Source organism: Atlantibacter hermannii (assembly GCF_009907385.1).
Taxonomy (GTDB): domain Bacteria; phylum Pseudomonadota; class Gammaproteobacteria; order Enterobacterales; family Enterobacteriaceae; genus Atlantibacter; species Atlantibacter hermannii_A.
On the sequence record NZ_JAAATR010000105.1, the window covers coordinates 129,819 to 152,171 of the forward strand.

At 58.0% G+C, this 22,353-nt stretch carries 25 protein-coding genes; 19 read left to right on the forward strand and 6 right to left on the reverse strand.

Annotated features, from left to right (window positions below; genetic code table 11):
- Positions 1-335 precede the first annotated feature (335 nt).
- Positions 336-4,298, forward strand: coding sequence for a trifunctional transcriptional regulator/proline dehydrogenase/L-glutamate gamma-semialdehyde dehydrogenase (gene putA / locus GV764_RS20000; RefSeq protein ID WP_161661659.1), 3,963 nt, complete (start codon positions 336-338; stop codon positions 4,296-4,298).
- Between the two features lie 53 nt (positions 4,299-4,351).
- Positions 4,352-4,753, forward strand: coding sequence for a lysozyme inhibitor LprI family protein (locus tag GV764_RS20005; protein ID WP_161661661.1), 402 nt, complete (start codon positions 4,352-4,354; stop codon positions 4,751-4,753).
- Here the strand turns inward: GV764_RS20005 and rutR are convergent.
- The 3 genes from rutR to GV764_RS20020 form a co-directional block, all read right to left on the reverse strand.
- A complete protein-coding gene (gene rutR / locus GV764_RS20010) occupies positions 4,750-5,385 on the reverse strand; it encodes an HTH-type transcriptional regulator RutR (protein ID WP_161661663.1) in 636 nt (211 codons plus the stop codon). The two genes, GV764_RS20005 and rutR, sit on opposite strands and share 4 nt — an antisense overlap.
- A gap of 7 nt (positions 5,386-5,392) precedes the next feature.
- Complete coding sequence (locus GV764_RS20015) at positions 5,393-6,310, reverse strand: DMT family transporter (protein ID WP_161661664.1); 918 nt, start codon at positions 6,308-6,310, stop codon at positions 5,393-5,395.
- 154 nt (positions 6,311-6,464) lie between these two features.
- Complete coding sequence (locus GV764_RS20020; RefSeq protein WP_161661666.1) at positions 6,465-6,647, reverse strand: con-10 family general stress protein; 183 nt, start codon at positions 6,645-6,647, stop codon at positions 6,465-6,467.
- A gap of 392 nt (positions 6,648-7,039) precedes the next feature.
- Here GV764_RS20020 and wrbA point away from each other — a divergent pair, with 392 nt between their 5' ends.
- Together wrbA and GV764_RS20030 are read left to right on the forward strand one after the other, a co-directional pair.
- Entirely contained in the window at positions 7,040-7,636 is a 597-nt protein-coding gene (gene wrbA / locus GV764_RS20025; RefSeq protein ID WP_161661668.1) for an NAD(P)H:quinone oxidoreductase, read from the forward strand.
- Between the two features lie 18 nt (positions 7,637-7,654).
- Positions 7,655-7,882 (forward strand): YccJ family protein, encoded by a 228-nt coding sequence (locus tag GV764_RS20030; protein WP_161661671.1) that lies wholly within the window; start codon positions 7,655-7,657, stop codon positions 7,880-7,882.
- 34 nt (positions 7,883-7,916) lie between these two features.
- On the opposite strand, the gene agp is transcribed toward GV764_RS20030, so the two are convergent.
- Positions 7,917-9,155 (reverse strand): bifunctional glucose-1-phosphatase/inositol phosphatase, encoded by a 1,239-nt coding sequence (agp, locus tag GV764_RS20035; protein WP_161661673.1) that lies wholly within the window; start codon positions 9,153-9,155, stop codon positions 7,917-7,919.
- A 260-nt stretch (positions 9,156-9,415) separates the two neighbouring features.
- Positions 9,416-9,727 carry a flagellar hook-basal body complex protein FliE gene (gene fliE, locus GV764_RS20040; protein WP_125292215.1) on the reverse strand — a complete coding sequence of 104 codons (312 nt, stop codon included), beginning with the start codon at positions 9,725-9,727 and terminating at the stop codon, positions 9,416-9,418.
- 226 nt (positions 9,728-9,953) lie between these two features.
- Between fliE and fliF the strand changes: the two genes are divergently transcribed.
- The 14 genes from fliF (at position 9,954) to rcsA (ending at position 21,473) form a co-directional block, all read left to right on the forward strand.
- Positions 9,954-11,639 carry a flagellar basal-body MS-ring/collar protein FliF gene (gene fliF / locus GV764_RS20045; RefSeq protein WP_161661675.1) on the forward strand — a complete coding sequence of 562 codons (1,686 nt, stop codon included), beginning with the start codon at positions 9,954-9,956 and terminating at the stop codon, positions 11,637-11,639.
- The gene (gene fliG / locus GV764_RS20050; RefSeq protein ID WP_125292217.1) at positions 11,636-12,631 is read left to right on the forward strand and encodes a flagellar motor switch protein FliG; all 996 of its coding nucleotides are present in this window, start codon (positions 11,636-11,638) and stop codon (positions 12,629-12,631) included. Before fliF ends, fliG begins: the two co-directional genes overlap by 4 nt.
- Positions 12,624-13,319, forward strand: coding sequence for a flagellar assembly protein FliH (gene fliH, locus GV764_RS20055; protein WP_161661677.1), 696 nt, complete (start codon positions 12,624-12,626; stop codon positions 13,317-13,319). The genes fliG and fliH overlap by 8 nt, the downstream gene beginning before the upstream one ends.
- Positions 13,319-14,689: a flagellar protein export ATPase FliI gene (fliI, locus tag GV764_RS20060; protein ID WP_161661679.1), complete on the forward strand. Its 1,371-nt coding sequence runs from the start codon at positions 13,319-13,321 to the stop codon at positions 14,687-14,689. Before fliH ends, fliI begins: the two co-directional genes overlap by 1 nt.
- 21 nt (positions 14,690-14,710) lie before the next feature.
- The gene (fliJ, locus tag GV764_RS20065) at positions 14,711-15,154 is read left to right on the forward strand and encodes a flagellar export protein FliJ (RefSeq protein WP_161661680.1); all 444 of its coding nucleotides are present in this window, start codon (positions 14,711-14,713) and stop codon (positions 15,152-15,154) included.
- Positions 15,151-16,356, forward strand: a complete 1,206-nt coding sequence (locus tag GV764_RS20070; protein ID WP_161661682.1) for a flagellar hook-length control protein FliK — start codon at positions 15,151-15,153, stop codon at positions 16,354-16,356. Before fliJ ends, GV764_RS20070 begins: the two co-directional genes overlap by 4 nt.
- Positions 16,357-16,459: 103 nt before the next feature.
- On the forward strand, positions 16,460-16,927 hold the full coding sequence (gene fliL, locus GV764_RS20075) for a flagellar basal body-associated protein FliL (protein WP_161661684.1): 468 nt from the start codon (positions 16,460-16,462) through the stop codon (positions 16,925-16,927).
- A 4-nt stretch (positions 16,928-16,931) separates the two neighbouring features.
- Complete coding sequence (gene fliM / locus GV764_RS20080; RefSeq protein WP_161661686.1) at positions 16,932-17,936, forward strand: flagellar motor switch protein FliM; 1,005 nt, start codon at positions 16,932-16,934, stop codon at positions 17,934-17,936.
- The gene (gene fliN, locus GV764_RS20085; RefSeq protein WP_161661688.1) at positions 17,933-18,340 is read left to right on the forward strand and encodes a flagellar motor switch protein FliN; all 408 of its coding nucleotides are present in this window, start codon (positions 17,933-17,935) and stop codon (positions 18,338-18,340) included. The genes fliM and fliN overlap by 4 nt, the downstream gene beginning before the upstream one ends.
- Positions 18,341-18,724: a flagellar biosynthetic protein FliO gene (gene fliO, locus GV764_RS20090; RefSeq protein ID WP_161661691.1), complete on the forward strand. Its 384-nt coding sequence runs from the start codon at positions 18,341-18,343 to the stop codon at positions 18,722-18,724.
- The gene (gene fliP / locus GV764_RS20095) at positions 18,721-19,458 is read left to right on the forward strand and encodes a flagellar type III secretion system pore protein FliP (protein WP_161661693.1); all 738 of its coding nucleotides are present in this window, start codon (positions 18,721-18,723) and stop codon (positions 19,456-19,458) included. Before fliO ends, fliP begins: the two co-directional genes overlap by 4 nt.
- A gap of 12 nt (positions 19,459-19,470) precedes the next feature.
- Complete coding sequence (gene fliQ / locus GV764_RS20100; RefSeq protein ID WP_002434937.1) at positions 19,471-19,740, forward strand: flagellar biosynthesis protein FliQ; 270 nt, start codon at positions 19,471-19,473, stop codon at positions 19,738-19,740.
- A 4-nt stretch (positions 19,741-19,744) separates the two neighbouring features.
- Positions 19,745-20,539: a flagellar biosynthetic protein FliR gene (gene fliR / locus GV764_RS20105; protein ID WP_161661695.1), complete on the forward strand. Its 795-nt coding sequence runs from the start codon at positions 19,745-19,747 to the stop codon at positions 20,537-20,539.
- 310 nt (positions 20,540-20,849) lie between these two features.
- Positions 20,850-21,473: a transcriptional regulator RcsA gene (gene rcsA, locus GV764_RS20110; RefSeq protein WP_161661697.1), complete on the forward strand. Its 624-nt coding sequence runs from the start codon at positions 20,850-20,852 to the stop codon at positions 21,471-21,473.
- Positions 21,474-21,529: 56 nt separating this feature from the next.
- Here rcsA and dsrB read toward each other — a convergent pair whose 3' ends face one another.
- Positions 21,530-21,718 (reverse strand): protein DsrB, encoded by a 189-nt coding sequence (gene dsrB, locus GV764_RS20115; RefSeq protein ID WP_161661699.1) that lies wholly within the window; start codon positions 21,716-21,718, stop codon positions 21,530-21,532.
- A gap of 131 nt (positions 21,719-21,849) precedes the next feature.
- Between dsrB and yodD the strand changes: the two genes are divergently transcribed.
- Entirely contained in the window at positions 21,850-22,083 is a 234-nt protein-coding gene (gene yodD / locus GV764_RS20120; protein ID WP_125292229.1) for a YodD family peroxide/acid resistance protein, read from the forward strand.
- The last annotated feature ends 270 nt before the right edge of the window (positions 22,084-22,353 follow it).

Sequence of the window (22,353 nt, forward strand, 5' to 3'; positions counted from 1 at the left end):
GGAGCAGTATCCTGCCGTAAGCGGTTTTCATTCACAATCGATTTAACACCTCATTCACAACAAATTCACCCCAGTAACTGCGCGTCTTTTTCAGAGGTTGCACTTGCTCACGCTTTTCGCCGGTTGCACCCGGTAAAAGTGTTAAGTCGCCCGTATTTATCAGGCTACCGCGGCGAATGTGTTTTTGATCATCACGTTTTCTTATTTAACAATTCATTCATTTTTTGGCTTGCTACTCAGGTCACATTTAACATGGTTGCACAAAGTTGCAACATGTTGGATATTGCCGGTACTTGATTACAAAACAGCAATAATTAAACACGGGAGTTAACAACATGGGCACCACTACCATGGGCGTTAAACTGGATGACGCGACGCGGGAGCGCATTAAATCTGCCGCATCGAAAATTGACCGCACGCCCCACTGGCTGATCAAGCAGGCCATCTTTAATTACCTTGAGCGACTGGAAAATAACGATACCCTGCCTGAGCTGCCTGCCCTGCTGGCAGGCGCGGCCAATGAGAGCGAAGACGCGCTCAGCGCGGCGGGCGAAGAGAATCATCAGCCGTTCCTGGAATTTGCCGAGCAGATCCTGCCGCAGTCGGTGAACCGCGCGGCGATCACCGCCGCATGGCGTCGTCCGGAAACTGACGCCGTGCCCATGTTGCTGGAACAGGCGCGCTTAACGCCGGAGATGTCCAGCCAGACGCATCAGCTGGCCTGGAAACTGGCGGATAAATTGCGTAACCAGAAGACCGCCACCGGTCGCGCAGGTATGGTGCAAAGCCTGTTGCAGGAATTCTCCCTTTCGTCTCAGGAAGGCGTAGCGCTGATGTGCCTCGCGGAAGCCCTGCTGCGTATTCCCGATAAGGCCACCCGCGACGCGTTAATCCGCGACAAAATCAGCAACGGCAACTGGCAATCCCATATTGGCCGCAGCCCGTCGCTGTTTGTTAATGCCGCCACCTGGGGGCTACTGTTTACTGGCCGCCTGGTCTCCACCCATAACGAAGCCAACCTGTCGCGCTCGCTCAACCGCATTATCGGCAAGAGCGGCGAGCCGCTGATCCGCAAGGGCGTGGATATGGCGATGCGCCTGATGGGCGAACAGTTTGTTACCGGGGAAACCATCGCCGAAGCGCTGGCCAACGCCCGCAAGCTGGAAGAAAAAGGTTTCCGCTACTCCTACGACATGCTCGGCGAAGCCGCGCTGACCGCCGCCGACGTGCAAGCCTATATGGTCTCCTACCAGCAGGCGATCCACGCCATCGGCAAAGCCTCCAACGGTCGCGGTATTTATGAAGGCCCGGGGATCTCCATCAAATTGTCGGCACTGCACCCGCGCTACAGCCGCGCCCAGTACGACCGGGTGATGGAAGAACTTTATCCGCGCCTGAAATCCCTGACCCTGCTGGCGCGCCAGTATGACATCGGTATTAACATCGACGCCGAAGAAGCCGATCGGCTGGAGATCTCCCTCGATCTGCTGGAAAAACTGTGCTTCGAACCGGAACTGGCGGGCTGGAACGGCATCGGCTTCGTGATCCAGGCGTATATGAAGCGCTGCCCGTTCGTGATCGACTACCTGATCGACCTGGCGACCCGCAGCCGCCGCCGTCTGATGATCCGCCTGGTGAAAGGCGCGTACTGGGACAGCGAAATCAAACGCGCCCAGGTGGAAGGGCTGGAAGGCTATCCGGTGTATACCCGCAAGGTGTATACCGACGTCTCCTACCTTGCCTGCGCCAAAAAACTGCTGGCGGTGCCAAACCTGATTTACCCGCAGTTCGCCACCCACAACGCCCACACCCTGGCGGCCATCTATCATCTGGCCGGGCAGAACTACTATCCAGGCCAGTACGAGTTCCAGTGCCTGCACGGCATGGGCGAACCGCTGTACGAACAGGTGGTAGGCAAAGTGGCTGACGGCAAACTCAACCGTCCGTGCCGCATTTACGCGCCGGTGGGCACCCATGAAACGTTGCTGGCGTATCTGGTGCGCCGCCTGCTGGAAAACGGCGCTAATACCTCCTTCGTTAACCGCATCGCCGATACCACGCTGCCGCTGGATGAGCTGGTGGCCTGCCCTGTCGCCGCCGTTGAAAAACTGGCGGCCCAGGAGGGGATCCCCGGCCTGCCGCATCCGAAAATTCCGCGTCCGGTGGATCTGTACGGCAATGGCCGCGCCAACTCTGCCGGTCTGGATCTGGCAAACGAACACCGTCTGGCGTCGCTCTCTTCCGCACTGCTGAATAGCGCCACCCAAAAATGGCTGGCGCAGCCGATCCTCGAAGAGGCCGCGCGCGACGGTGAGATGACCCCGGTGGTTAACCCGGCGGAGCCGCTGGATATTGTCGGCTATACCCGCGAGGCCACAGAGCAGGAAGTCAGCCAGGCGCTGCAAAGCGCGGTAAATAACGCGCCGATTTGGTTCGCTACGCCGCCGCAGGAGCGCGCCGCTATCCTCGAACGCGCCGCCGTACTGATGGAAGACCAGATGCAGACGCTGATCGGCGTGCTGGTGCGCGAAGCGGGTAAAACTTTCAGCAACGCCATCGCCGAAGTGCGCGAAGCGGTGGACTTCCTGCGCTATTACGCGGGCCAGGTTAATCACGATTTCGATAATGAAACCCATCGCCCGCTCGGCCCGGTGGTGTGCATCAGCCCATGGAACTTCCCGCTGGCTATTTTCACCGGCCAGGTGGCCGCCGCGCTGGCGGCAGGCAACAGCGTGCTGGCGAAACCCGCTGAGCAGACTCCGCTGATCGCCGCCATGGGCGTGCGCATTCTGCTGGACGCCGGCGTACCGGCAGGCGTGGTACAGCTGCTGCCGGGCCGCGGCGAGACCGTCGGCGCGCTGTTGACCGGCGACGAGCGGGTGCGCGGCGTGATGTTTACCGGTTCCACCGAAGTGGCGACGCTGTTGCAGCGTAATATCGCTACCCGCCTCGATCCGCAGGGCCGTCCGACGCCGTTGATTGCCGAAACCGGCGGGTTGAACGCCATGATCGTCGACTCCTCCGCCCTGACCGAGCAGGTGGTGGTGGACGTGGTGTCCTCGGCGTTCGACAGCGCCGGTCAGCGCTGCTCGGCACTGCGCGTGCTGTGCCTGCAGGACGACATTGCCGATCACACCCTGACCATGCTGCGCGGCGCGATGGCGGAATGCCGGATGGGCAACCCGGAGCGCCTGACCACCGATATCGGCCCGGTGATCGACGCCGAAGCCAAAGAAAACATCGAGAATCACATTCAGGCGATGCGCGCCAAAGGTCGCCCGGTATTCCAGGCGGTGCGCGAGCACCAGGACGACGCCCGCGAATGGCAAAGCGGCACTTTCGTTAAGCCAACCCTGATTGAGCTTGAGCGTTTCGATGAGCTGAAAAAAGAGGTCTTCGGCCCGGTACTGCACGTGGTGCGCTACAACCGCAGCAACCTCGACGCGCTGATTGAGCAGATTAACGCGGCGGGTTACGGCCTGACGCTGGGCGTGCATACCCGCATTGATGAAACCATCGCCCAGGTCACCGGCAGCGCCAGTGTCGGCAACATGTACGTCAACCGCAATATGGTGGGCGCTGTGGTCGGCGTGCAGCCGTTCGGCGGCGAAGGCTTGTCCGGCACCGGCCCGAAAGCGGGCGGACCGCTGTATCTCTACCGTCTGCTGGCGAATCGCCCGGAGAATGCGGTGACCGCCACCTTTAATCGCGATAACGGCTTGCCGATGGACAGCCAGCTACGCACTGCGCTGCTGCAACCGCACGAGGCGCTGACCCAGTGGGCAACCAGCCGTCCGGCGCTGAAAGCGGTGTGCGAAGCTTTTGGCGCGCAGGCGCAAACCGGCGTGCAGCGCGTATTGCCAGGGCCGACCGGCGAGCGCAACACCTATACCCTGCTGCCGCGCGAACGGGTTCTGTGCCTGGCGGATAACGAAGAGGACGCGCTGGTACAGCTTGCCGCCGTCACCAGCAGCGGCAGCCGCGCGCTGTGGCCGGAAGATAAGCTGCATCGCGAACTGGCCGGTAAACTGCCGTCCGCCGTTGCCCAGCGCATTGACTTCGCCGGCGCGGACTCGCTGATGAGCCAGCATTTCGACGCGGTTATCTATCACGGCGATTCCGACCAGTTGCGCACCCTGTGTGAAAACGTGGCGGCGCGCGACGGCGCGATTGTGTCGGTGCAGGGCTTTGCCCGTGGTGAAACCAGGCTGCTGCTGGAGCGGCTGTGGGTTGAGCGCTCGCTCAGCGTCAACACCGCTGCGGCAGGCGGCAACGCCAGCCTGATGACAATCGGCTAACGCTTCGCTACCCTAAAAGCTCCGTTCAGGAGCTTTTTTTTTGGGGATCGATCATGACAAGAACAGGAATAATGGTTATCGCGCTGCTGATGTCGTCAGCGGCGCTGGCGCAGGATTGCGAGAAAGCCGAAACGCAGCTGGAGCTTAACGACTGCGCGGCAACCGAATACCAAAAAGCGGATGGCGAGCTGAATGCCGCTTATAAAAAGGTGTACGCCCTCGCCAGTAAAGAGCAGCACGATTTGCTGAAAAACGCGCAAAATGCCTGGATTAAACTGCGCGACGCCGACTGCCACTTTATCGCCTCCGGCGTCGAAGGGGGCAGTATTCAGCCAATGATTTACAGCCAGTGCCTGACGGACAAAACCCGCGAGCGCAGCGCTTATCTGGAATCGATGCTGCAGTGCGGCGAAGGCGATTTAAGCTGCCCGTTACCGGCTGCGGCCAGCCACTAACGGGGGCGGATACCCGCGAGGATCATGCGCTGGACATTCTCCACCGTCTGCTGAAAAAAGGCGTCATCCTGCAAGGTGGCGCCGGTTACCGCTTCAACCTGAACCGAAAAATCCGCGTAGTGCTGGGTACTGGCCCAAATCATAAAAATCAGATGATGGGGATCGATTTGCGCCAGTTTGCCCTGCGCCACCCACCCGGCGACAATGGCCGATTTCTCTTCCACCAGCGGTTTTACGTCCCCGGACAACTCGCCCATGAGCAGCGGCGCGCCCTGCAGCATCTCCATGCAAAACAGCCGGGAGGCTTCAGGATAGTCCCGCGACACCGCCATTTTTAACCGTATGTATTCGCCGATGGCAGTCAGCGGCTCAAGATCGCTGCGAAACGCCCGCAGCGGCGCCAGCCAGATCGCCAGGATCTGTTTCAGCACCGCAATATAGAGCGCCTCTTTAGAGGGAAAATAGTAAAGCAGATTGGTTTTCGACACCCCTGCGCCTTCGGCGATGTGCTCCAGCGTCGCGCCGTGTACGCCATATTTCGAGAACTGGCTGAGGCCCGCCTGCAAAATGGCGTCCCGCTTCGCCGCCACCGCCTGCGAACGTTTCCCGGCGGGTTTCTTTCCCTGCGTCATGCGTTGATTATCCTTCCGTCTGTTCCACGGCCTGCTCGCTGGCCGGTTTCTTTTTAAGCTTCAGTTCACTGACCAGCACGCCGAGCACGATGCACGCGCCGCCCAGCAGCGCAATGGCGGGAAGACGTTCCCCGGCCATGCGCCCAAAAATCCCGGCCCATACCGGCTCGCCGGTATAAATTACCGTGGCGCGGGTCGGCGAGACGCTGCGCTGGGCCCAGTTCATGGTGACCTGAATAATGGCGCTGAAAATGCCTAAGCCCAGCGCCACCACCAGCAATCCGGTGGAAAACGGCGGAACGCGCTCCCCCGCCGGGGCCATCATCATAAAAGACACCAGCGAAGCCGTGGCGAGCTGCACCACCGTGACGCGCTTGATGTCCACTTTTCCCGCCCAGGCGCTAATTAAAATGATCTCCGCCGCAATCGCCACTGCGCCAAGCAGGGTGATGATTTCCCTCTGGCCCATTTGCAGCACATTACCCTCCGGCCCGGCCAGGAACACCAGGCCGATGAACGCCAGCGCCACGCCAATCCACGACATCAGCCCCGGCATTCTGCCCAGGCACAGCCACTGGAGTAGCGGCACCAGCGGCACATACATGGCGGTAATAAAGGCGGATTTGCTGCTGGGGATAGTTTGCAGCCCCCAGGTTTGCAAACTGTAGCCGAAGGCAATGGCAATGCCGATCGACACTCCCGCTTTCAGTTCAAGGCGCGTCAGCCCACGCAGCGATTTTATCGAAAGTAGCCCTACAGCCAGCGCCGCCGTAGCAAATCGCAGGCCGACAAAAAAGAACGGATCGCTGAGCGTTACCGCGTACTGCACGGCCAGAAAAGTACCGCCCCAGAACATGGTAATCAGGATCAGCAGGGCTTCCTGCGGCTTTACGGAGAATTGATAGCGTTGATGTAGCGAAGACATGAGAGCACCGAAAAATGTGACAGCTCTCAAGTTTGCGATGGATTGAAGCCCGGCGCAATGGCTAAAACGAAACCGCCGGTCAGGGCCGGCGGCGATGCTGATTAACCCGGTTGAAGCGGAGTCAGGTCAATCCACAGTACTCAACGTCATCGGGCTACTCGCTGTTGCCGCGATTCCCGCCATGACTGTTTTTACCCCCTTTTTTCCCCGCTTCTGAGGCACGTTGCGGGTCATTTTTAAAGTTCCCGCCGCTCGCCTGGCCGCCTTTACGGCCCGCTTCTGATGCTCTTTCACGATTTTCTGCAAAGTTGCCCGAACCACCACGATGGTTTGCCATGTCTAACCTCCGGTACGCGAAACATTAGTCTTCATTCAGTTTTAATGAAATAACAGCCCTGTTAGCCGCGGGTGACAAGAGAGACATTTCGTTTGCCGCGTAAGTTAAAGCCTAGTCCACAAGCGGACACAGTTCCTGTTTGTGTAACATCCTGCAACATGCAACCCCTTAATCGGGTGATTATTAACCATTGTCATCAATAAATAGTTCTAATCAGTACCAAAATTGGTCGTTTTTATATGTGAAAGAATGCAACAGAGCGGCAACGCTGACTAAGTTGTTATACATCAAGCAAAACCCCGTGAAAGTTGCACTCCTGGCGCAACGTCATATCTTTAAAAGAGGGCAACCTGGCGTTGCGAACACGATGTTGAACTCAGGAGTGACTGAAGATGGCGAAGATTTTAGTGCTTTATTACTCAATGTATGGACACATCGAGACCATGGCTCAGGCCGTCGCGGAAGGCGCGCGGCGCGTTGAAGGCGTCGATGTGGAAGTGAAACGCGTTCCTGAAACCATGCCGCCCGAACTCTTCGCAAAAGCAGGCGGTAAAGCGCAAACCACGCCAGAAGCCACCGTACAGGAACTGGCGAACTACGACGCGATTATCGTCGGTACCCCGACCCGGTTTGGCAATATGTCAGGCCAGATGCGCACCTTCTGGGACCAGACCGGCGGCCTGTGGGCCTCCGGCGCGCTGTACGGGAAAATCGCCAGCGTGTTCAGTTCGACCGGCACCGGCGGCGGCCAGGAGCAAACCATCACCTCCACCTGGACTACCCTGGCGCATCACGGCATGGTGATTGTGCCGATCGGCTATGGCACCAAAGAACTGTTTGATATTTCACAGGTGCGCGGCGGTACACCGTACGGCGCCACCACCATTGCGGGCGGCGACGGCTCGCGTCAACCCAGCGAAGAAGAGTTATCCATTGCCCGTTATCAGGGCCAACACGTCGCCAGCCTGGCGGTCAAACTCAAAGGCTAAAGGTACAGGAGAATATTGATGCCAAATCAACAATCTAAAGCTCATCACGTGGGTGAATGGGCCAGTCTGAGAAATACCTCGCCGGAAATTGCCGAAGCCATCTTTGAAGTGGCGGACTATGACGAAAAACTGGCGGAGAAAATTTGGGAAGAAGGCAATGATGAAGTGCTGATCCGCGCCTTTAAAAAAACCGATAAAGACGCCCTGTTCTGGGGCGAGCAAACCATCGAACGTAAAAACGTCTGAGTCAACGCCCCCGCCGCCCGGCGGGGGCATCGCGTTATTTCACCGCGCTTTCTAACACGCCGGCAAATTTATCCCACGGGCAAAAACCGTCGCTGTCGGTCGGGCAGCCGGTAAGCTGTAGCGTGACGCGCTGCGGCGGGCTTTCCAGATTCAGCGGCGTCGCGTCGCGCAGCTGCTCGCTGCTTTGATATACATATTCCACCTTCATTAAATCGCGATTGGTTTTGCTGTCGTGCCAGCGCTGGAACATGATTTTTCCGCCAATGGGCGTGCGCTCGTACTGGTGAGTCAGTTGATAGGGTTTGAAATCCAGCGCCGTCAGCAGCGAGGCGATATTGGAATCATGCCCCACCAGCACCGTCACGGCTGGCCCCTGCTTCCCGGTCACCAGCGCTTTCTGGATGTATTTCACCAGCGGCGCAGCCACGTTACGCGCCACATCCGGCGAAGTGAACAGCGTATCCTGATAGCCGTTTTTCAGCTTCGACAGCACGCTCCACTGCTTATCGGTTTTGATCTGGCCCCAGGCGACCTCATCCATCGGAAAGCCTTCGTAATACTGCAGCGTAAAGGCATCCACCAGCGAGTTACCCACTTTTAGCGGCCCGCTGACGCCCGGTTCTTCGGTGGCTTTGGCGCTGAACGTGTCTTTCGCCGCCGTTAAGTCGCACACCTGTTTCTGTTTACAGGACGGCGAGTCGTCATAGCCGGTCACCTCTTCCAGCAGTTTATAGCTTTCATCCAGCTGATATTCACCGCGCTGGGTTTCCATGGCTTTCAGCGCCGCCTGCTGGAATTCCGGCGAGGTATTGGTGATCACCGGATTGAAGGTCGGATCCATGGTGCCCATTTTTTCCTGGTGATGGACCGGAATATCGCAGCCCGGAAACGCGCCGGTAATAAAGAACTGCGCGGTGGCCACCGTGCGCTGGAGGCTGTTGGCGTAGGCATAAACCCGGTTATTCGCCGGGCATTCGCCGCTGGTGACCAGCCCCTGCCGGGCGAACCATTCGCGGAAATAGTGGCCCATATACACTTCCAGCACGCCGCCTTTGGTGGTGAGCTGCCCGCCGGGCACATCCCATTGCGGCCATTTTTTCGCGGTGGATTGCTCAAGTACGCTGCCGTTATTGGCGAGCGGCGCGCGTAAGTTATGGCGGCTCATCAGCAGCACCTGCTGAAGCTGGTAGCCTTCCGGGGACGTGTCTGCCTTTGCCAGAGCGGGAATGAAACAAACGGAGGAGAGCGCAATTGCGATAATTTTTTTATTCATGCCGGGTTCCTCGGACTGTTGGTTAAAACATGTCGAAGCAAGTGTGGCAGAAAAAACGCCGGTTCCCTGGCGCAGAGATCGCAAAATGACGATTTGATGACAGCGCCGCGCAGATGCGCAAGGGGGCGGGAAACAGAGGCCGGACAACGCAGCGAAACGCAACGGAACGCCGCTCTGCGCCTTACATTATCTGACAGTGCCCCCATGCCCCGGAGGCAGCATCGTAATGTTTATCGTTATATATCAGGAAATCAGGACCGCTAGACCTGCATATTCATCACGTCCTGATAGGCCGACACCAGCTTGTTGCGCACCTGAATGCCCATCTGCAGTGAGACCGACGATTTCTGCAAATCGACCATCACATCGTTAAGCGAAACGCCTGGCGCACCGAGTGAAAACTGGTTGGCCTGGGCGCGGGCGGCGTTCTGGGTATCGCTGATGCGCCCCAGCGCGGCCTGAAGCTCACCGGCAAAACTCACGGCGGGCTGCGGTTGTACTGGCGTATTGCGCGCAGACAGCATGGTGGCCTGCAACTGCTGGACGACGCCTTCAATCCCCTGAATGGACATGACACTCCCCTGGATCATTTCGAGTAGACGGAGGTTAACACCTTGTCAATGAGATAAAGGCGTTAAATAGCCCCTAAAATCTCATCTATTTGCTTCATCGAAATTCCTGGAAAGCCAAATAATGGCAGCGCCATCATTGTGGAAGTTATTGTGCACGTTGCACCCGGGAGTCCGTTTTGCTTCATAACACCAAAATTGTTGTCCACGCTGAGCGTCGAGGTGCGCGATGAATACCGCTGCTCCGGCTCAAGCGCCAGCAAATAAAGCCAACGAATGGTTAACCCGCCTGCGAGCAAATCCTCGTATTCCGTTGATGGTCGCCAGCGCGGCCGCGGTCGCGATTATCGTGGCCCTGGTCCTGTGGGCGAAAACCCCGGATTACCGCGTTCTGTACAGTAACCTGAGCGAAAAAGATGGCGGCGCCATCGTCACTCAGCTCACCCAAATGAACGTCCCCTATCGGTTCTCCGATAACGGGGGCGCCATTATGGTTCCGGCGGATAACGTACACGAGCTGCGCCTGAAGATGGCCGGGCTGGGCCTGCCGAAAGGCGGCGCGGTCGGCTTCGAACTGCTGGATCAGGAAAAGTTCGGCATCAGCCAGTTCAGCGAGCAGGTCAACTACCAGCGCGCGCTGGAAGGCGAACTGTCCCGCACCATCGAAACCTTAGGCCCGGTGAAAAGCGCCCGCGTTCACCTTGCCATGCCAAAGCCATCGCTGTTTGTCCGCGAGCAAAAAGCCCCTTCCGCTTCCGTGACGGTGAATCTGGAGCCGGGCCGCGCGCTGGATGAAGGGCAGATCACCGCCGTGGTGCATATGGTCTCCAGCGCGGTAGCCGGTCTGCCGCCGGGCAACGTGACGCTGGTGGATCAGGGGGGGCACCTGTTAACCCCCTCCAGCACCGCCGGGCGCGATCTGAACGATGCGCAACTGAAGTACGCCGCCGACGTTGAAGGCCGCGTGCAGCGCCGCATCGAAGCGATCCTCGGTCCTATCGTGGGTAACGGCAACGTTCACGCCCAGGTGACCGCGCAAATCGACTTCGCCAGCAAAGAACAAACCGAAGAGCAGTACCGCCCGAATAACGATCCCAACCAGGCCGCCATCCGTTCGCGCCAGTTAAACAGTAACGAGCAAATCGGCAGCGGCTTACCGGGCGGCGTGCCGGGCGCACTGTCAAACCAGCCTGCGCCGGCCAATAACGCGCCTATCGACGCGCCACCGGCTCAAAACCCGCAAAACGCCCAGAACAACGGCCAGCGCACGCAAACGGCCAATAACAACAGCGCGGTGCCGCGCAATACGCAGCGCGATGAAACCACCAACTACGAAGTCGATCGCACCATTCGCCATACCAAAATGAACACCGGCGATGTGCAGCGTCTGTCCGTGGCGGTGGTGGTCAACTACCGCACGCTGCCGGACGGCAAACCGCTGCCGCTGACCAACGATCAGATGAAGCAGATCGAAGATCTGACGCGGGAAGCGATGGGCTTTAGCGACACGCGCGGCGATACCCTGAACGTGGTGAACTCGCCGTTCACCGAAACGCTGGAAACCGGTGGCGAACTGCCGTTCTGGCAGCAGCAGAGCTTCATCGATCAGCTGATGTCCGCAGGCCGCTGGCTGATTGTACTGATTGTCGCCTGGCTGCTGTGGCGTAAAGCGGTACGTCCGCAGCTACAGCGCCGCGCCGAAGAGACCAAAGCCGTCCAGGAAGTGGCTCGCCAGCAGAAAGAGATGGAAGATGCGGTGGAAGTTCGCCTGACTCGCGACGAGCAAACCCAGCAGCGCCGCACCACCCAGCGCCTGAGCGCCGAGGTGATGAGCCAGCGTATCCGTGAAATGTCTGATAACGATCCGCGCGTGGTGGCGCTGGTCATTCGCCAGTGGATGAGTAACGAACTATGAGTGAACTGACCGGTACCGATAAAAGCGCTATTTTGCTGATGACCATCGGCGAAGACCGGGCGGCAGAGGTGTTCAAACACCTCTCCCCGCGCGAAGTGCAACACCTGAGCGCCGCGATGGCCAACGTGCGCCAGATCTCCAACAAGCAACTGACCGAAGTGCTGGCGGAGTTTGAACAGGAAGCCGAGCAGTTCGCGGCACTGAGCGTCAACGCCAACGACTATCTGCGTTCGGTGCTGATCAAAGCGCTGGGCGAAGAGCGCGCCGCCAGCCTGCTGGAGGATATTCTCGATACCAAAGAGACCACCTCGGGCATGGAAACGCTCAACTTTATGGAGCCGCAGAGCGCCGCCGATCTTATTCGCGACGAGCATCCGCAGATTATCGCCACCATCCTGGTCCACCTCAAACGCGGCCAGGCGGCGGATATTCTTGCCCTGTTTGACGAGCGTCTGCGTCACGATGTCATGCTGCGTATCGCCACCTTCGGCGGCGTCCAGCCGGCCGCGCTGGCGGAGCTGACCGAAGTGCTCAACAACCTGCTCGACGGCCAGAATCTCAAGCGCAGCAAAATGGGCGGCGTAAGAACCGCAGCCGAGATTATCAACCTGATGAAAACCCAGCAGGAAGAAGCGGTTATCACGGCGGTACGCGAGTTCGACGGCGATCTGGCGCAGAAAATTATCGACGAGATGTTCCTGTTCGAAAATCTGGTGGAAGTGGACGACCGCAGTATTCAGCGCCTGTTGCAGGAAGTGGATTCCGAATCGCTGCTGGTGGCGCTCAAAGGTGCCGAACAGCCGCTGCGCGAGAAGTTCCTGCGCAATATGTCCCAGCGCGCGGCGGATATCCTGCGCGACGACCTGGCCAACCGTGGCCCGGTGCGTCTCTCCCAGGTGGAGAACGAGCAGAAGGCAATTCTGCTGATTGTCCGTCGTCTGGCGGAAACCGGCGAGATGGTGATTGGCAGCGGCGAGGATACCTATGTCTAACCAACCGGCCTGGCAGCGCTGGCTGCCTGACGATCTCGCCCCACCCGCCACCGAATTTGTCATGCCGGACGCGGCGGAGCCTGATACTGAGCTCACCGCCGCCCAGCAGGAGCAACGGCTGCAACAGCAGCTGGCGATGCTGCAAACCCAGGCCCACGAGCAGGGTTATAACGCGGGCGCCGCCGAAGGCCGCGCCCAGGGGTTTGAACAGGGCCGCCAGGAAGGTTTCCAGAAAGGCGTCGAACAGGGCATGGCGGAAGCCCGCAACCAGCAGGCCCCGGTGCATGCCCGGATGCAGTTGCTGGTGAGTGAATTCCAGAACACCCTCGACGCCCTCGACAGCGTAATCGCCTCGCGTCTGATGCAGATGGCGCTGGAGGCCGCGCGCCAGGTGATCGGCCAGTCCGCTGGCGTCGACAACAACGCCCTGATCAAACAGATCCAGCTGCTGTTGCAGCAGGAGCCGCTGTTCAGCGGCAAGCCGCAGTTGCGCGTACACCCGGATGATTTACAGCGCGTGGAAGAGATGCTGGGCGCGACCCTGAGCCTGCACGGCTGGCGGCTGCGCGGCGACCCGACGCTGCACCCCGGCGGCTGTAAAGTGTCGGCGGACGAAGGCGATCTCGACGCCAGCGTTGCCACCCGCTGGCAGGAGCTCTGCCGCCTCGCCGCGCCGGGAGTGGTGTAATGACCGCCCGGCTTACCCGCTGGCTGGCGTCCCTTGACGCCTTTGAAGCCAAAATCGCCCAACTGCCGCCGGTGCGCCGCTACGGGCGGTTGACCCGCGCCACGGGTCTGGTGCTGGAAGCCACCGGCCTGCAACTGCCGCTGGGGGCCACCTGTATCATCGAGCGCCAGAGCGGCAGCCAGACCCAGGAAGTGGAAAGCGAAGTGGTGGGTTTCAACGGCCAGAAACTGTTTCTGATGCCGCTGGAAGAAGTCGAAGGCATCTTGCCCGGCGCGCGGGTCTATGCCCGCCACACTGTGGGCGACAATCTGCAAAGCGGTAAACAACTGCCGCTGGGCCCGGAGCTGCTGGGCCGCGTACTGGACGGCAGCGGCAAACCGCTCGACGGCCTGCCCGCGCCGGAAACCGAATCCACCGGCGCGCTGATCACCCCGCCGTTCAACCCGTTACAGCGAACCCCAATTGAAGACGTGCTGGACGTGGGCGTACGCCCGATTAACGCCCTGCTCACCGTCGGACGCGGCCAGCGTATGGGTCTGTTCGCCGGTTCCGGCGTCGGCAAAAGCGTACTGTTAGGCATGATGGCCCGTTACACCCAGGCCGACGTGATTGTCGTCGGCCTGATAGGCGAGCGTGGCCGTGAAGTCAAAGATTTTATCGAAAACATCCTCGGCTCTGAGGGGCGCGCCCGCTCGGTGGTGATCGCCGCCCCGGCGGACGTCTCTCCCCTGCTGCGTATGCAGGGCGCGGCCTACGCCACGCGCATCGCCGAAGATTTCCGCGATCGCGGCCAGCATGTGCTGCTGATTATGGATTCCCTGACCCGCTACGCCATGGCCCAGCGTGAAATCGCGCTGGCGATCGGCGAACCGCCCGCCACCAAAGGCTACCCACCTTCGGTATTCGCCAAACTGCCGGCGCTGGTGGAGCGTGCGGGCAACGGTATCACTGGCGGCGGCTCGATCACCGCGTTTTATACCGTCCTGACCGAAGGCGACGATCAGCAGGACCCCATCGCCGATTCAGCGCGCGCGATCCTCGACGGCCACATCGTCCTGTCGCGCCGCCTGGCGGAAGCGGGCCACTATCCGGCCATCGATATTGAAGCCTCCATCAGCCGCGCCATGACGGCATTGATCACCGAACAACACTACGCCCGGGTGCGGATGTTTAAGCAGTTACTGTCGAGTTTTCAACGCAACCGCGATCTGGTGAGCGTGGGGGCATACGCCAAAGGCAGCGATCCGTTACTGGATAAGGCCATCGCGCTCTGGCCGCAGCTGGAAGCGTTTTTACAACAGGGCATTTTCGAGCGTGCCGACGTCGGGAATTCGCTACAGGCGCTGGAGCTGATCTTCCCGACGGTGTAACGAGGCGTGAGTGAGGTAACCATGAGTCAGAGCAATGCACTTAACACCTTAAAAGATCTGGCTGAAAAAGAAGTCGATGACGCGGCTTTGCGGTTAGGTGAAATGCGGCGGGGGTGCCAGCAGGCCCAGGATCAGCTCAATATGCTGATCGACTATCAGCACGAGTACCGCAGCAACCTGAACCAGGATATGAGCCAGGGTATCGCCAGTACCCGCTGGCAAAACTACCAACAGTTTATCCAGACGCTGGAAAAAGCGATTGAACAACACCGTCAGCAGTTAATGCAGTGGAATTCAAAAGTCGATCAGGCACTGGGTTTCTGGAAAGAAAAAAAGCAGCGTTTGCAGGCATGGCAGACGCTTTCCGATCGTCAGGCCAGCGCCGCGCTGTTGGCGGAAAACCGGCTCGATCAAAAACGTATGGATGAGTTTGCGCAGCGCGCGTCATTTCGGAAAAGCGAATGATTACATTACCTAAAATTTCACTGCTCCCTGAAGGCGATATTGCCGGGCTGGCGGTGTCTGACAAAAGCGCCCCACTCGGGGAATCTTTTCTGGCGTTGCTTAGCCAGGCGATGCCCGGCATCGGCGACGGTCAGTCTCTTGATCTCGACGCGCTGGCAAACGGCGCCCAGAAACTGACGTTAAAACCGGGTGAATTCGCCGGGGAGGCTGACTCCGGGGCAAAAACCCTGCCTGAAGCGATGCTGGTGGGACTGCATCCCCTCATGGACAGCCAGCCCGACGCCACCGTCACTGCTGAAGCCAGCGTGGCCGACAACATTCACAGCGTCAAAGAGGATAAGCCACTCGACGAGCAGGATATGGCAGCATTAACTGCCCTGTTCGCAATGCTGCCTCACCAGCAAACCGCTGCGCTGGCGAAAGAAAGCGTCAGCGGTCAGGCCAGCACGACGGCAACGGCGGCAATCGCCACCGCGACAGGCTCGCTGGCGAAATCGCTGACTGGCGATGCGCGCGCCGACATGAAAAGCGATGGTAAAACCCGCACGGATACTCAGGCCTTAACGGCCCAGGCCCAGCCGACGGCTGCCGTTGCACCCCAGCAACCTGATGCGGTGCACGCCGCCAGCAACGCTGAAAAACTGTTTAACGACACCAACGCCAGTAGCCCGACCACGCCATCGGCGTTGCAGCCGCTGGTGAGTAGCGCCACGACGTCAACCGTGCCGACCGGCGCAGCCATGGCTACCCCGCATACCGCGGTGCTGAATGCCCAGCTGGGCACCGCCGAATGGCAGCAGGCGTTCAGCCAGCACGTCACGCTGATGACCCGTAACGGCCAGCAAAGCGCCGAACTGCGCCTTAACCCGGAAGATCTGGGCCAGGTGCATATCTCGCTAAAAATCGACGATAACCTGGCGCAGATGCAGTTTGTTTCGCCGCACAGCCACGTGCGCGCAGCGCTGGAAGCCGCGCTGCCGACGTTGCGCACGCAGCTGGCGGAAAGCGGCATTCAGCTGGGCCAGAGCGATATCAGCAGCGAGAACTTTGCCGGGCAACAGCAGCAGCAAGGCCAGCCCCAGCAGGGCGGCTCACGCGGCAGCCAGTTTAGTTTTTCCGGTAGCGGCGAAGAGAGCGTGGCGGCTCCTGCCAGCCTGCAGCGAATCGCCCGTGGCGATAACGCGGTGGATATCTTCGCCTAACGCCTGAGGTAGCGTGAATATTCACGTCTTTTCCAGGCTTTAACCGCCCGCAGACACGGGATAATCAGCCACTATGCAGTACTGATAGAGGAAACACGGTCAGATGACTGACAGCGCAATCACTAAAAGCCGTAAACGCTCCATCTGGATCCCGTTACTGGTGCTCATTACTCTTGCTGCCTGCGCCACCGCAGGATACAGCTACTGGCGGATGCAACAAACGCCGGACACGCCAGTAAAAGCGGAACCCGAGCCGCCGCCGGCGCCGGTGTTTTACGCTCTGGATACGTTTACGGTTAACCTCGGCGACGCTGACCGGGTGCTGTATATCGGCATCACGCTGCGTCTGAAAGACGAGGCCACACGTCAGCGTCTGAGTGAATACCTGCCGGAAATCCGCAGCCGTTTACTACTGCTGTTCTCACGTCAGAACGCGGAGCAACTCGCCACGGACGAAGGTAAACAGAAACTGGTTGAAGCCATTAAAGACACGCTTGCCCAGCCGCTGGTGGCAGGCCAACCGAAGCAGGTCGTGACCGACGTGCTGTACACAGCTTTTATTCTGCGGTAGACCCATGGGCGACAGTATTCTTTCACAGGCCGAAATCGACGCGTTGTTGAATGGCGATAGCGACGACAACGTTGAACAAAAAAAGGCTGGCGTTAGCGACAGCGATATTCGCCCTTACGATCCTAATACCCAACGCCGGGTGGTGCGCGAGCGTCTCCAGGCGCTGGAGATCATCAACGAGCGTTTCGCCCGTCAGTTCCGTATGGGGCTGTTTAACCTGCTGCGTCGTAGCCCGGATATTACCGTGGGCGCGATCCGCATTCAGCCCTATCACGAGTTTGCCCGCAACCTGCCGGTGCCGACCAACCTGAACCTGATCCACTTAAAACCGCTGCGCGGCACCGGGCTGTTTGTGTTTTCGCCAGGCCTGGTGTTTATCGCCGTGGATAACCTGTTCGGCGGCGACGGGCGCTTCCCCACCAAGGTGGAAGGCCGCGAGTTCACCCACACCGAACAGCGCGTGATTATGCGCATGCTGAAGCTGGCGCTGGAGTCCTACAGCGATGCGTGGAAAGCGATTAACCCGCTGGACGTGGAGTATGTGCGTTCCGAGATGCAGGTGAAGTTCACCAACATCACTACCTCGCCGAACGATATTGTGGTGAACACCCCGTTCCACGTGGAAATCGGCAACCTGACCGGCGAGTTCAACATCTGTCTGCCGTTCAGCATGATCGAGCCGCTGCGCGAGCTGCTGGTTAACCCGCCGCTGGAAAACTCCCGCCATGAAGACCAGAACTGGCGTGAGAACCTGGTGCGCCAGGTGCAGCACTCGGAGCTGGAACTGGTGGCGAACTTCGCGGATATCTCGATGCGCCTGTCGAATATTCTCAAATTAAAACCGGGCGATGTGCTGCCCATCGAAAAACCGGATCGCATTATCGCCCATGTGGATGGCGTACCGGTACTGACCAGCCAGTACGGAACGGTAAACGGCCAGTACGCACTGCGCGTTGAACACCTGATCAACCCGATTTTACATTCGCTGAATGAGGAACAGCCCAAATGAGTGACATTAACAATCCGTCCGACGATAACGGCTCCGTGGACGATCTGTGGGCTGAAGCCATGAGTGAACAGAAATCCGCGACCAAAAGCAGCGCCGACAGCGTGTTTCGCGCGCTGGAAGGCGGCGACGTCAGCGGGACGTTACAGGATATCGATTTGATTATGGATATCCCGGTCAAGCTGACCGTGGAGCTGGGCCGCACCCGTATGACCATCAAAGAGCTGCTGCGTCTGACCCAGGGTTCGGTGGTGGCGCTGGAAGGTCTCGCGGGTGAGCCGCTGGATATTTTGATCAATGGCTATTTGATCGCGCAGGGTGAAGTGGTTGTGGTCGCCGATAAATACGGCGTGCGCATCACCGATATCATCACCCCGTCCGAACGCATGCGTCGTCTGAGCCGCTAAATGACAGCCCAGACCGCCACCGTCGCCGCACCGCAGGCCATGCCGCAAGCCGGTTCGTCATTGATGCAGATCAGCGGCGCGCTGGCGGTGATTATTTTGCTGATTTTACTGGCGGGATGGCTGGCGAAGCGCTTTGGCTTCAGCGCCAAAAGCGGGCTGAGCAAAGAGGTGAAACTGCGCAGCAGCGTCAGCCTCGGCACCCGCGAGCGCATCGTGGTGGTGGAAGTGGAAGACGCCCGTCTGGTGCTGGGCGTCACGGCGTCGCAGATTACCCATCTGCATACCCTGCCCCCGGCTCCGGCAGAAACGGCGGTTACGCCATCGCAGCCCGCCGAGTTTCAAAATCTGATGAAAAATTTGCTTTCCCGAAACGGTAAACGTTGATGCGTCGCCTCTCTTTATTGCTTGTTATGCTCGGCCTGATGGCGACACCCGCCATGGCGCAACTGCCCGGTATCGTCAGCCAGCCGCTGGCCAACGGCGGCCAGAGCTGGTCGCTGCCGGTTCAGACCCTGGTGTTTATCACCTCGCTGACCTTTTTGCCCGCCGTTCTGTTAATGATGACCAGTTTTACCCGCATCATTATTGTGTTTGGCCTGCTGCGCAACGCGCTGGGTACGCCGTCCGCGCCGCCCAATCAGGTACTGCTCGGGCTGGCGCTGTTTCTGACGTTTTTTATTATGTCGCCGGTGCTGGACAAGATTTACACCGATGCCTATCAACCATTCAGCGAAAACAAGATCACCATGGAGGTGGCGCTGGAAAAAGGCGCTCAGCCGCTGCGCGAATTCATGCTGCGTCAGACCCGTCAGGCGGATCTGGCGCTGTTCGCCCGCCTGGCGAATATCCCTTCGCTGGAAGGGCCGGAAGCGGTGCCGATGCGTATCCTGCTGCCCGCCTACGTGACCAGCGAGCTGAAAACCGCGTTCCAGATTGGCTTTACGGTTTTTATCCCGTTCCTGATTATCGACCTGGTGATCGCCAGCGTGCTGATGGCGCTGGGGATGATGATGGTGCCGCCTGCGACCATCGCCCTGCCCTTTAAGCTGATGCTGTTTGTGCTGGTAGACGGCTGGCAACTGCTGGTGGGTTCCCTTGCGCAAAGTTTTTACAGTTAACGGAGAACGCCGATGACGCCGGAATCGGTCATGATGATGGGCACCGAGGCGATGAAAGTGGCGCTCGCGCTGGCTGCCCCGCTGCTGCTGGTGGCGCTGGTCACCGGCCTTATCATTAGCATTCTGCAAGCCGCCACCCAGATTAACGAAATGACCCTGTCGTTTATCCCGAAAATTCTGGCGGTGTTCGTGGCAATCGTGGTGGCGGGCCCGTGGATGCTTAACCTGCTGCTGGATTACGTTCGCACCCTGTTCAGCAACCTGCCGTATATCATCGGCTGATCTGATGCTGCATATCACCAGCGACCAATGGCTTCACTGGCTTAGCCTGTACTTCTGGCCGCTGCTGCGCGTGCTGGCGCTGGTGTCTACCGCGCCGATCCTTGGCGAACGGGTGATCAGCAAGCGGGTCAAAATTGGCCTGGCGTTTATGATCACCTGGATTGTCGCGCCCACCATCCCCGCCAGCGATGTGACCATTTTCTCCGTTGAAGGCTTCTGGCTGGCAATCCAACAAATCCTGATCGGCATCGCGCTCGGCTTTACCATGCAGTTTGCCTTCGCCGCGGTGCGTACCGCCGGTGAAATTATCGGCCTGCAGATGGGGTTGTCGTTCGCGACGTTCTTTGATCCCGGCAGCAAACTGAATATGCCGGTGCTGGCGCGTTTTCTCGATATGCTGGCGATGCTGCTGTTTTTGAGCCTGAACGGCCATTTGTGGCTGATATCGATGCTGGTGGATACGTTTCACACCCTGCCGATTAACGGCAATCCGCTTAATACCAACGCCTTTTACGCGCTGGCCAAATCCGGCGGGCTGATTTTCCTGAACGGCCTGATGCTGGCGCTCCCGATGGTGACGCTATTACTGACGCTGAACCTTGCGCTCGGTTTATTGAATCGCATGTCGCCACAGCTGTCGGTGTTTGTTATCGGCTTCCCGCTGACGCTCTCCGTCGGCATGGTGGTAATTATTGCGCTGATGCCATTAATCGCGCCATTCTGCGAACATTTATTCAGTGAGATCTTTTCCTTATTAAGCGATATTTTGAGTGAAATTCCCGCTTCGCCATCTCCCTGAACATTGTGCAGGAATGGTAAGGTAAATCCTAAAACCAGAATCAAATAACATCCACCAGCATAACGCTGACGCGGCTTATATGATTTTAGTATTCTCACATTCCTTTACATTCGATTTACTTTAAGACCTTTCCTGGCAAATTAACAACGCCTTTACGGGATAGTGTTGACGCCTGAATATTAACGGCAATCTGCCTGCTGCCGCCCGGCAAATATTTCACCCATGTCAATTATTTCCACGGGCGCACGATGCAGAAGGGGCAAAGGATTCGTTGTGTTTTAACGGATAACGCGATGAGTGAGGGTACGCTATGTCAACGATCATCATGGATTTATGTAGCTATACCAGGCTGGGACTAATCGGATATTTAGTCAGCCGGGGGGTACGAAAACGAAAAATAATACAAGTGAATGATGTTGAAAGCCTTGGCCAACAGTGTCGGTCAACGCAGCCGCACGTGGTGTTTATTAATGAGGATTGCTTTATTCATGACGCCGAAAGCAGCCAGCGCATCAGGCAGATCATTAATCAACATCCCGGAACGTTATTTATCGTTTTTATGTCTATTGCCAATCTTCATTTCGATGAGTATTTGCGGGTAAGAAAAAACTTATTAATTAGCTCTAAATCGATTAAACCGGAATCACTAGACGAATTATTAGGGAATTCTCTGACTAATGCTGCGGAGGGTTTAGGAAATATCGCATTACCGACACTCTCTTTAAGCCGAACGGAATCGAGTATGTTGCGTATGTGGATGTCGGGACAGGGAACGATCCAAATTTCCGATCAGATGAATATTAAAGCTAAAACCGTGTCATCCCATAAGGGTAATATTAAGCGAAAAATTAAAACCCATAACAAACAGGTTATTTACCATGTTGTGCGCCTGGCAGACAACGTGACCAGCGGAATATTCGTGAATATGCGTTAAGCAGTAACCCATCTCTGGCAGCGCTGGAGATGGATTAACATCATCCTGCCGGGGAATTAATCGATTTTTTCGACGAAAATGCCGTCGGGGTGATCTTTCTCGTTAAAGAACCAAATCCCCATCGGGTAATCTTCCAGCGACACCAGATACATCGTGCCTTCGTTAAACGGCTCCACTGCCAGCACAACCCCTGGCCGACGCGGACCCCCATCCGTTTTAACCGTGACCCGATCGTTAATCTTCATAACTTCTCCTCCCGTAGTGATAGTGGCAGTTTAGAACAATTCTCATTTTCTGGCACGGGGATACCCGGGCGATAAGCCCCTTTTTCTATCGACTACACTTAATAGCAGGCTTACTGCGCGAGGTACTGCCAATGAAGACGGTAAAAGAGTTTAGCGATGCCCAACACCGGGAAGTGGAGATTGATGTTGATGCGCTGCTTGCCGCGATTAACGAGATCAGCGAAAGCGAAGTCCGCCCGGTGGAAGATGGCGAAGAGCCGCCGCGGGTGAGCGTTAACGGACATGACTACCACACCTATTCCGAGCTCGCCGACGCGTTTGAACTGGACATTCATGACTTTTCGGTCAGCGAACTGAACCGCTAGATAAAAATATCCCGGCGGGGGCGCCGGGATAAACTTGCTGAGCAAGAAATATTTAAAATTCGTTACACCAGGAAATCTGATGCGACACTCACCATATAGGCAATTTTTTTGCATGACAAGGATATATTCACCTCATAAATGTGTACTAATTTGGAATTTATCAGAGGAATATCTTGCTCCCCTGTGCTGTCGCGGCACGAGAGAGAATGTTATGACGCGTTGTGAACAAAAACCGGACGTTGATTGGGATTATTCCTGGACTGCCGGGAA

What these genes read in the sequence shown, in the direction of transcription:
- fliI (WP_161661679.1), top strand. Translation starts at nt 13,319, where the DNA reads ATGACCGCCCGGCTTACCCGCTGGCTGGCGTCCCTTGACGCCTTTGAA.
- GV764_RS20005 (WP_161661661.1), top strand. Translation starts at nt 4,352, where the DNA reads ATGACAAGAACAGGAATAATGGTTATCGCGCTGCTGATGTCGTCAGCG.
- fliR (WP_161661695.1), top strand. Translation starts at nt 19,745, where the DNA reads ATGCTGCATATCACCAGCGACCAATGGCTTCACTGGCTTAGCCTGTAC.
- fliG (WP_125292217.1), top strand. Translation starts at nt 11,636, where the DNA reads ATGAGTGAACTGACCGGTACCGATAAAAGCGCTATTTTGCTGATGACC.
- wrbA (WP_161661668.1), top strand. Translation starts at nt 7,040, where the DNA reads ATGGCGAAGATTTTAGTGCTTTATTACTCAATGTATGGACACATCGAG.
- fliL (WP_161661684.1), top strand. Translation starts at nt 16,460, where the DNA reads ATGACTGACAGCGCAATCACTAAAAGCCGTAAACGCTCCATCTGGATC.
- fliF (WP_161661675.1), top strand. Translation starts at nt 9,954, where the DNA reads ATGAATACCGCTGCTCCGGCTCAAGCGCCAGCAAATAAAGCCAACGAA.
- GV764_RS20030 (WP_161661671.1), top strand. Translation starts at nt 7,655, where the DNA reads ATGCCAAATCAACAATCTAAAGCTCATCACGTGGGTGAATGGGCCAGT.
- agp (WP_161661673.1), bottom strand. Translation starts at nt 9,155, where the DNA reads ATGAATAAAAAAATTATCGCAATTGCGCTCTCCTCCGTTTGTTTCATT.
- GV764_RS20015 (WP_161661664.1), bottom strand. Translation starts at nt 6,310, where the DNA reads ATGTCTTCGCTACATCAACGCTATCAATTCTCCGTAAAGCCGCAGGAA.
- rutR (WP_161661663.1), bottom strand. Translation starts at nt 5,385, where the DNA reads ATGACGCAGGGAAAGAAACCCGCCGGGAAACGTTCGCAGGCGGTGGCG.
- putA (WP_161661659.1), top strand. Translation starts at nt 336, where the DNA reads ATGGGCACCACTACCATGGGCGTTAAACTGGATGACGCGACGCGGGAG.
- fliQ (WP_002434937.1), top strand. Translation starts at nt 19,471, where the DNA reads ATGACGCCGGAATCGGTCATGATGATGGGCACCGAGGCGATGAAAGTG.
- fliE (WP_125292215.1), bottom strand. Translation starts at nt 9,727, where the DNA reads ATGTCCATTCAGGGGATTGAAGGCGTCGTCCAGCAGTTGCAGGCCACC.
- GV764_RS20070 (WP_161661682.1), top strand. Translation starts at nt 15,151, where the DNA reads ATGATTACATTACCTAAAATTTCACTGCTCCCTGAAGGCGATATTGCC.
- fliN (WP_161661688.1), top strand. Translation starts at nt 17,933, where the DNA reads ATGAGTGACATTAACAATCCGTCCGACGATAACGGCTCCGTGGACGAT.
- fliM (WP_161661686.1), top strand. Translation starts at nt 16,932, where the DNA reads ATGGGCGACAGTATTCTTTCACAGGCCGAAATCGACGCGTTGTTGAAT.
- fliH (WP_161661677.1), top strand. Translation starts at nt 12,624, where the DNA reads ATGTCTAACCAACCGGCCTGGCAGCGCTGGCTGCCTGACGATCTCGCC.
- dsrB (WP_161661699.1), bottom strand. Translation starts at nt 21,718, where the DNA reads ATGAAGATTAACGATCGGGTCACGGTTAAAACGGATGGGGGTCCGCGT.
- yodD (WP_125292229.1), top strand. Translation starts at nt 21,850, where the DNA reads ATGAAGACGGTAAAAGAGTTTAGCGATGCCCAACACCGGGAAGTGGAG.
- fliO (WP_161661691.1), top strand. Translation starts at nt 18,341, where the DNA reads ATGACAGCCCAGACCGCCACCGTCGCCGCACCGCAGGCCATGCCGCAA.
- GV764_RS20020 (WP_161661666.1), bottom strand. Translation starts at nt 6,647, where the DNA reads ATGGCAAACCATCGTGGTGGTTCGGGCAACTTTGCAGAAAATCGTGAA.
- rcsA (WP_161661697.1), top strand. Translation starts at nt 20,850, where the DNA reads ATGTCAACGATCATCATGGATTTATGTAGCTATACCAGGCTGGGACTA.
- fliJ (WP_161661680.1), top strand. Translation starts at nt 14,711, where the DNA reads ATGAGTCAGAGCAATGCACTTAACACCTTAAAAGATCTGGCTGAAAAA.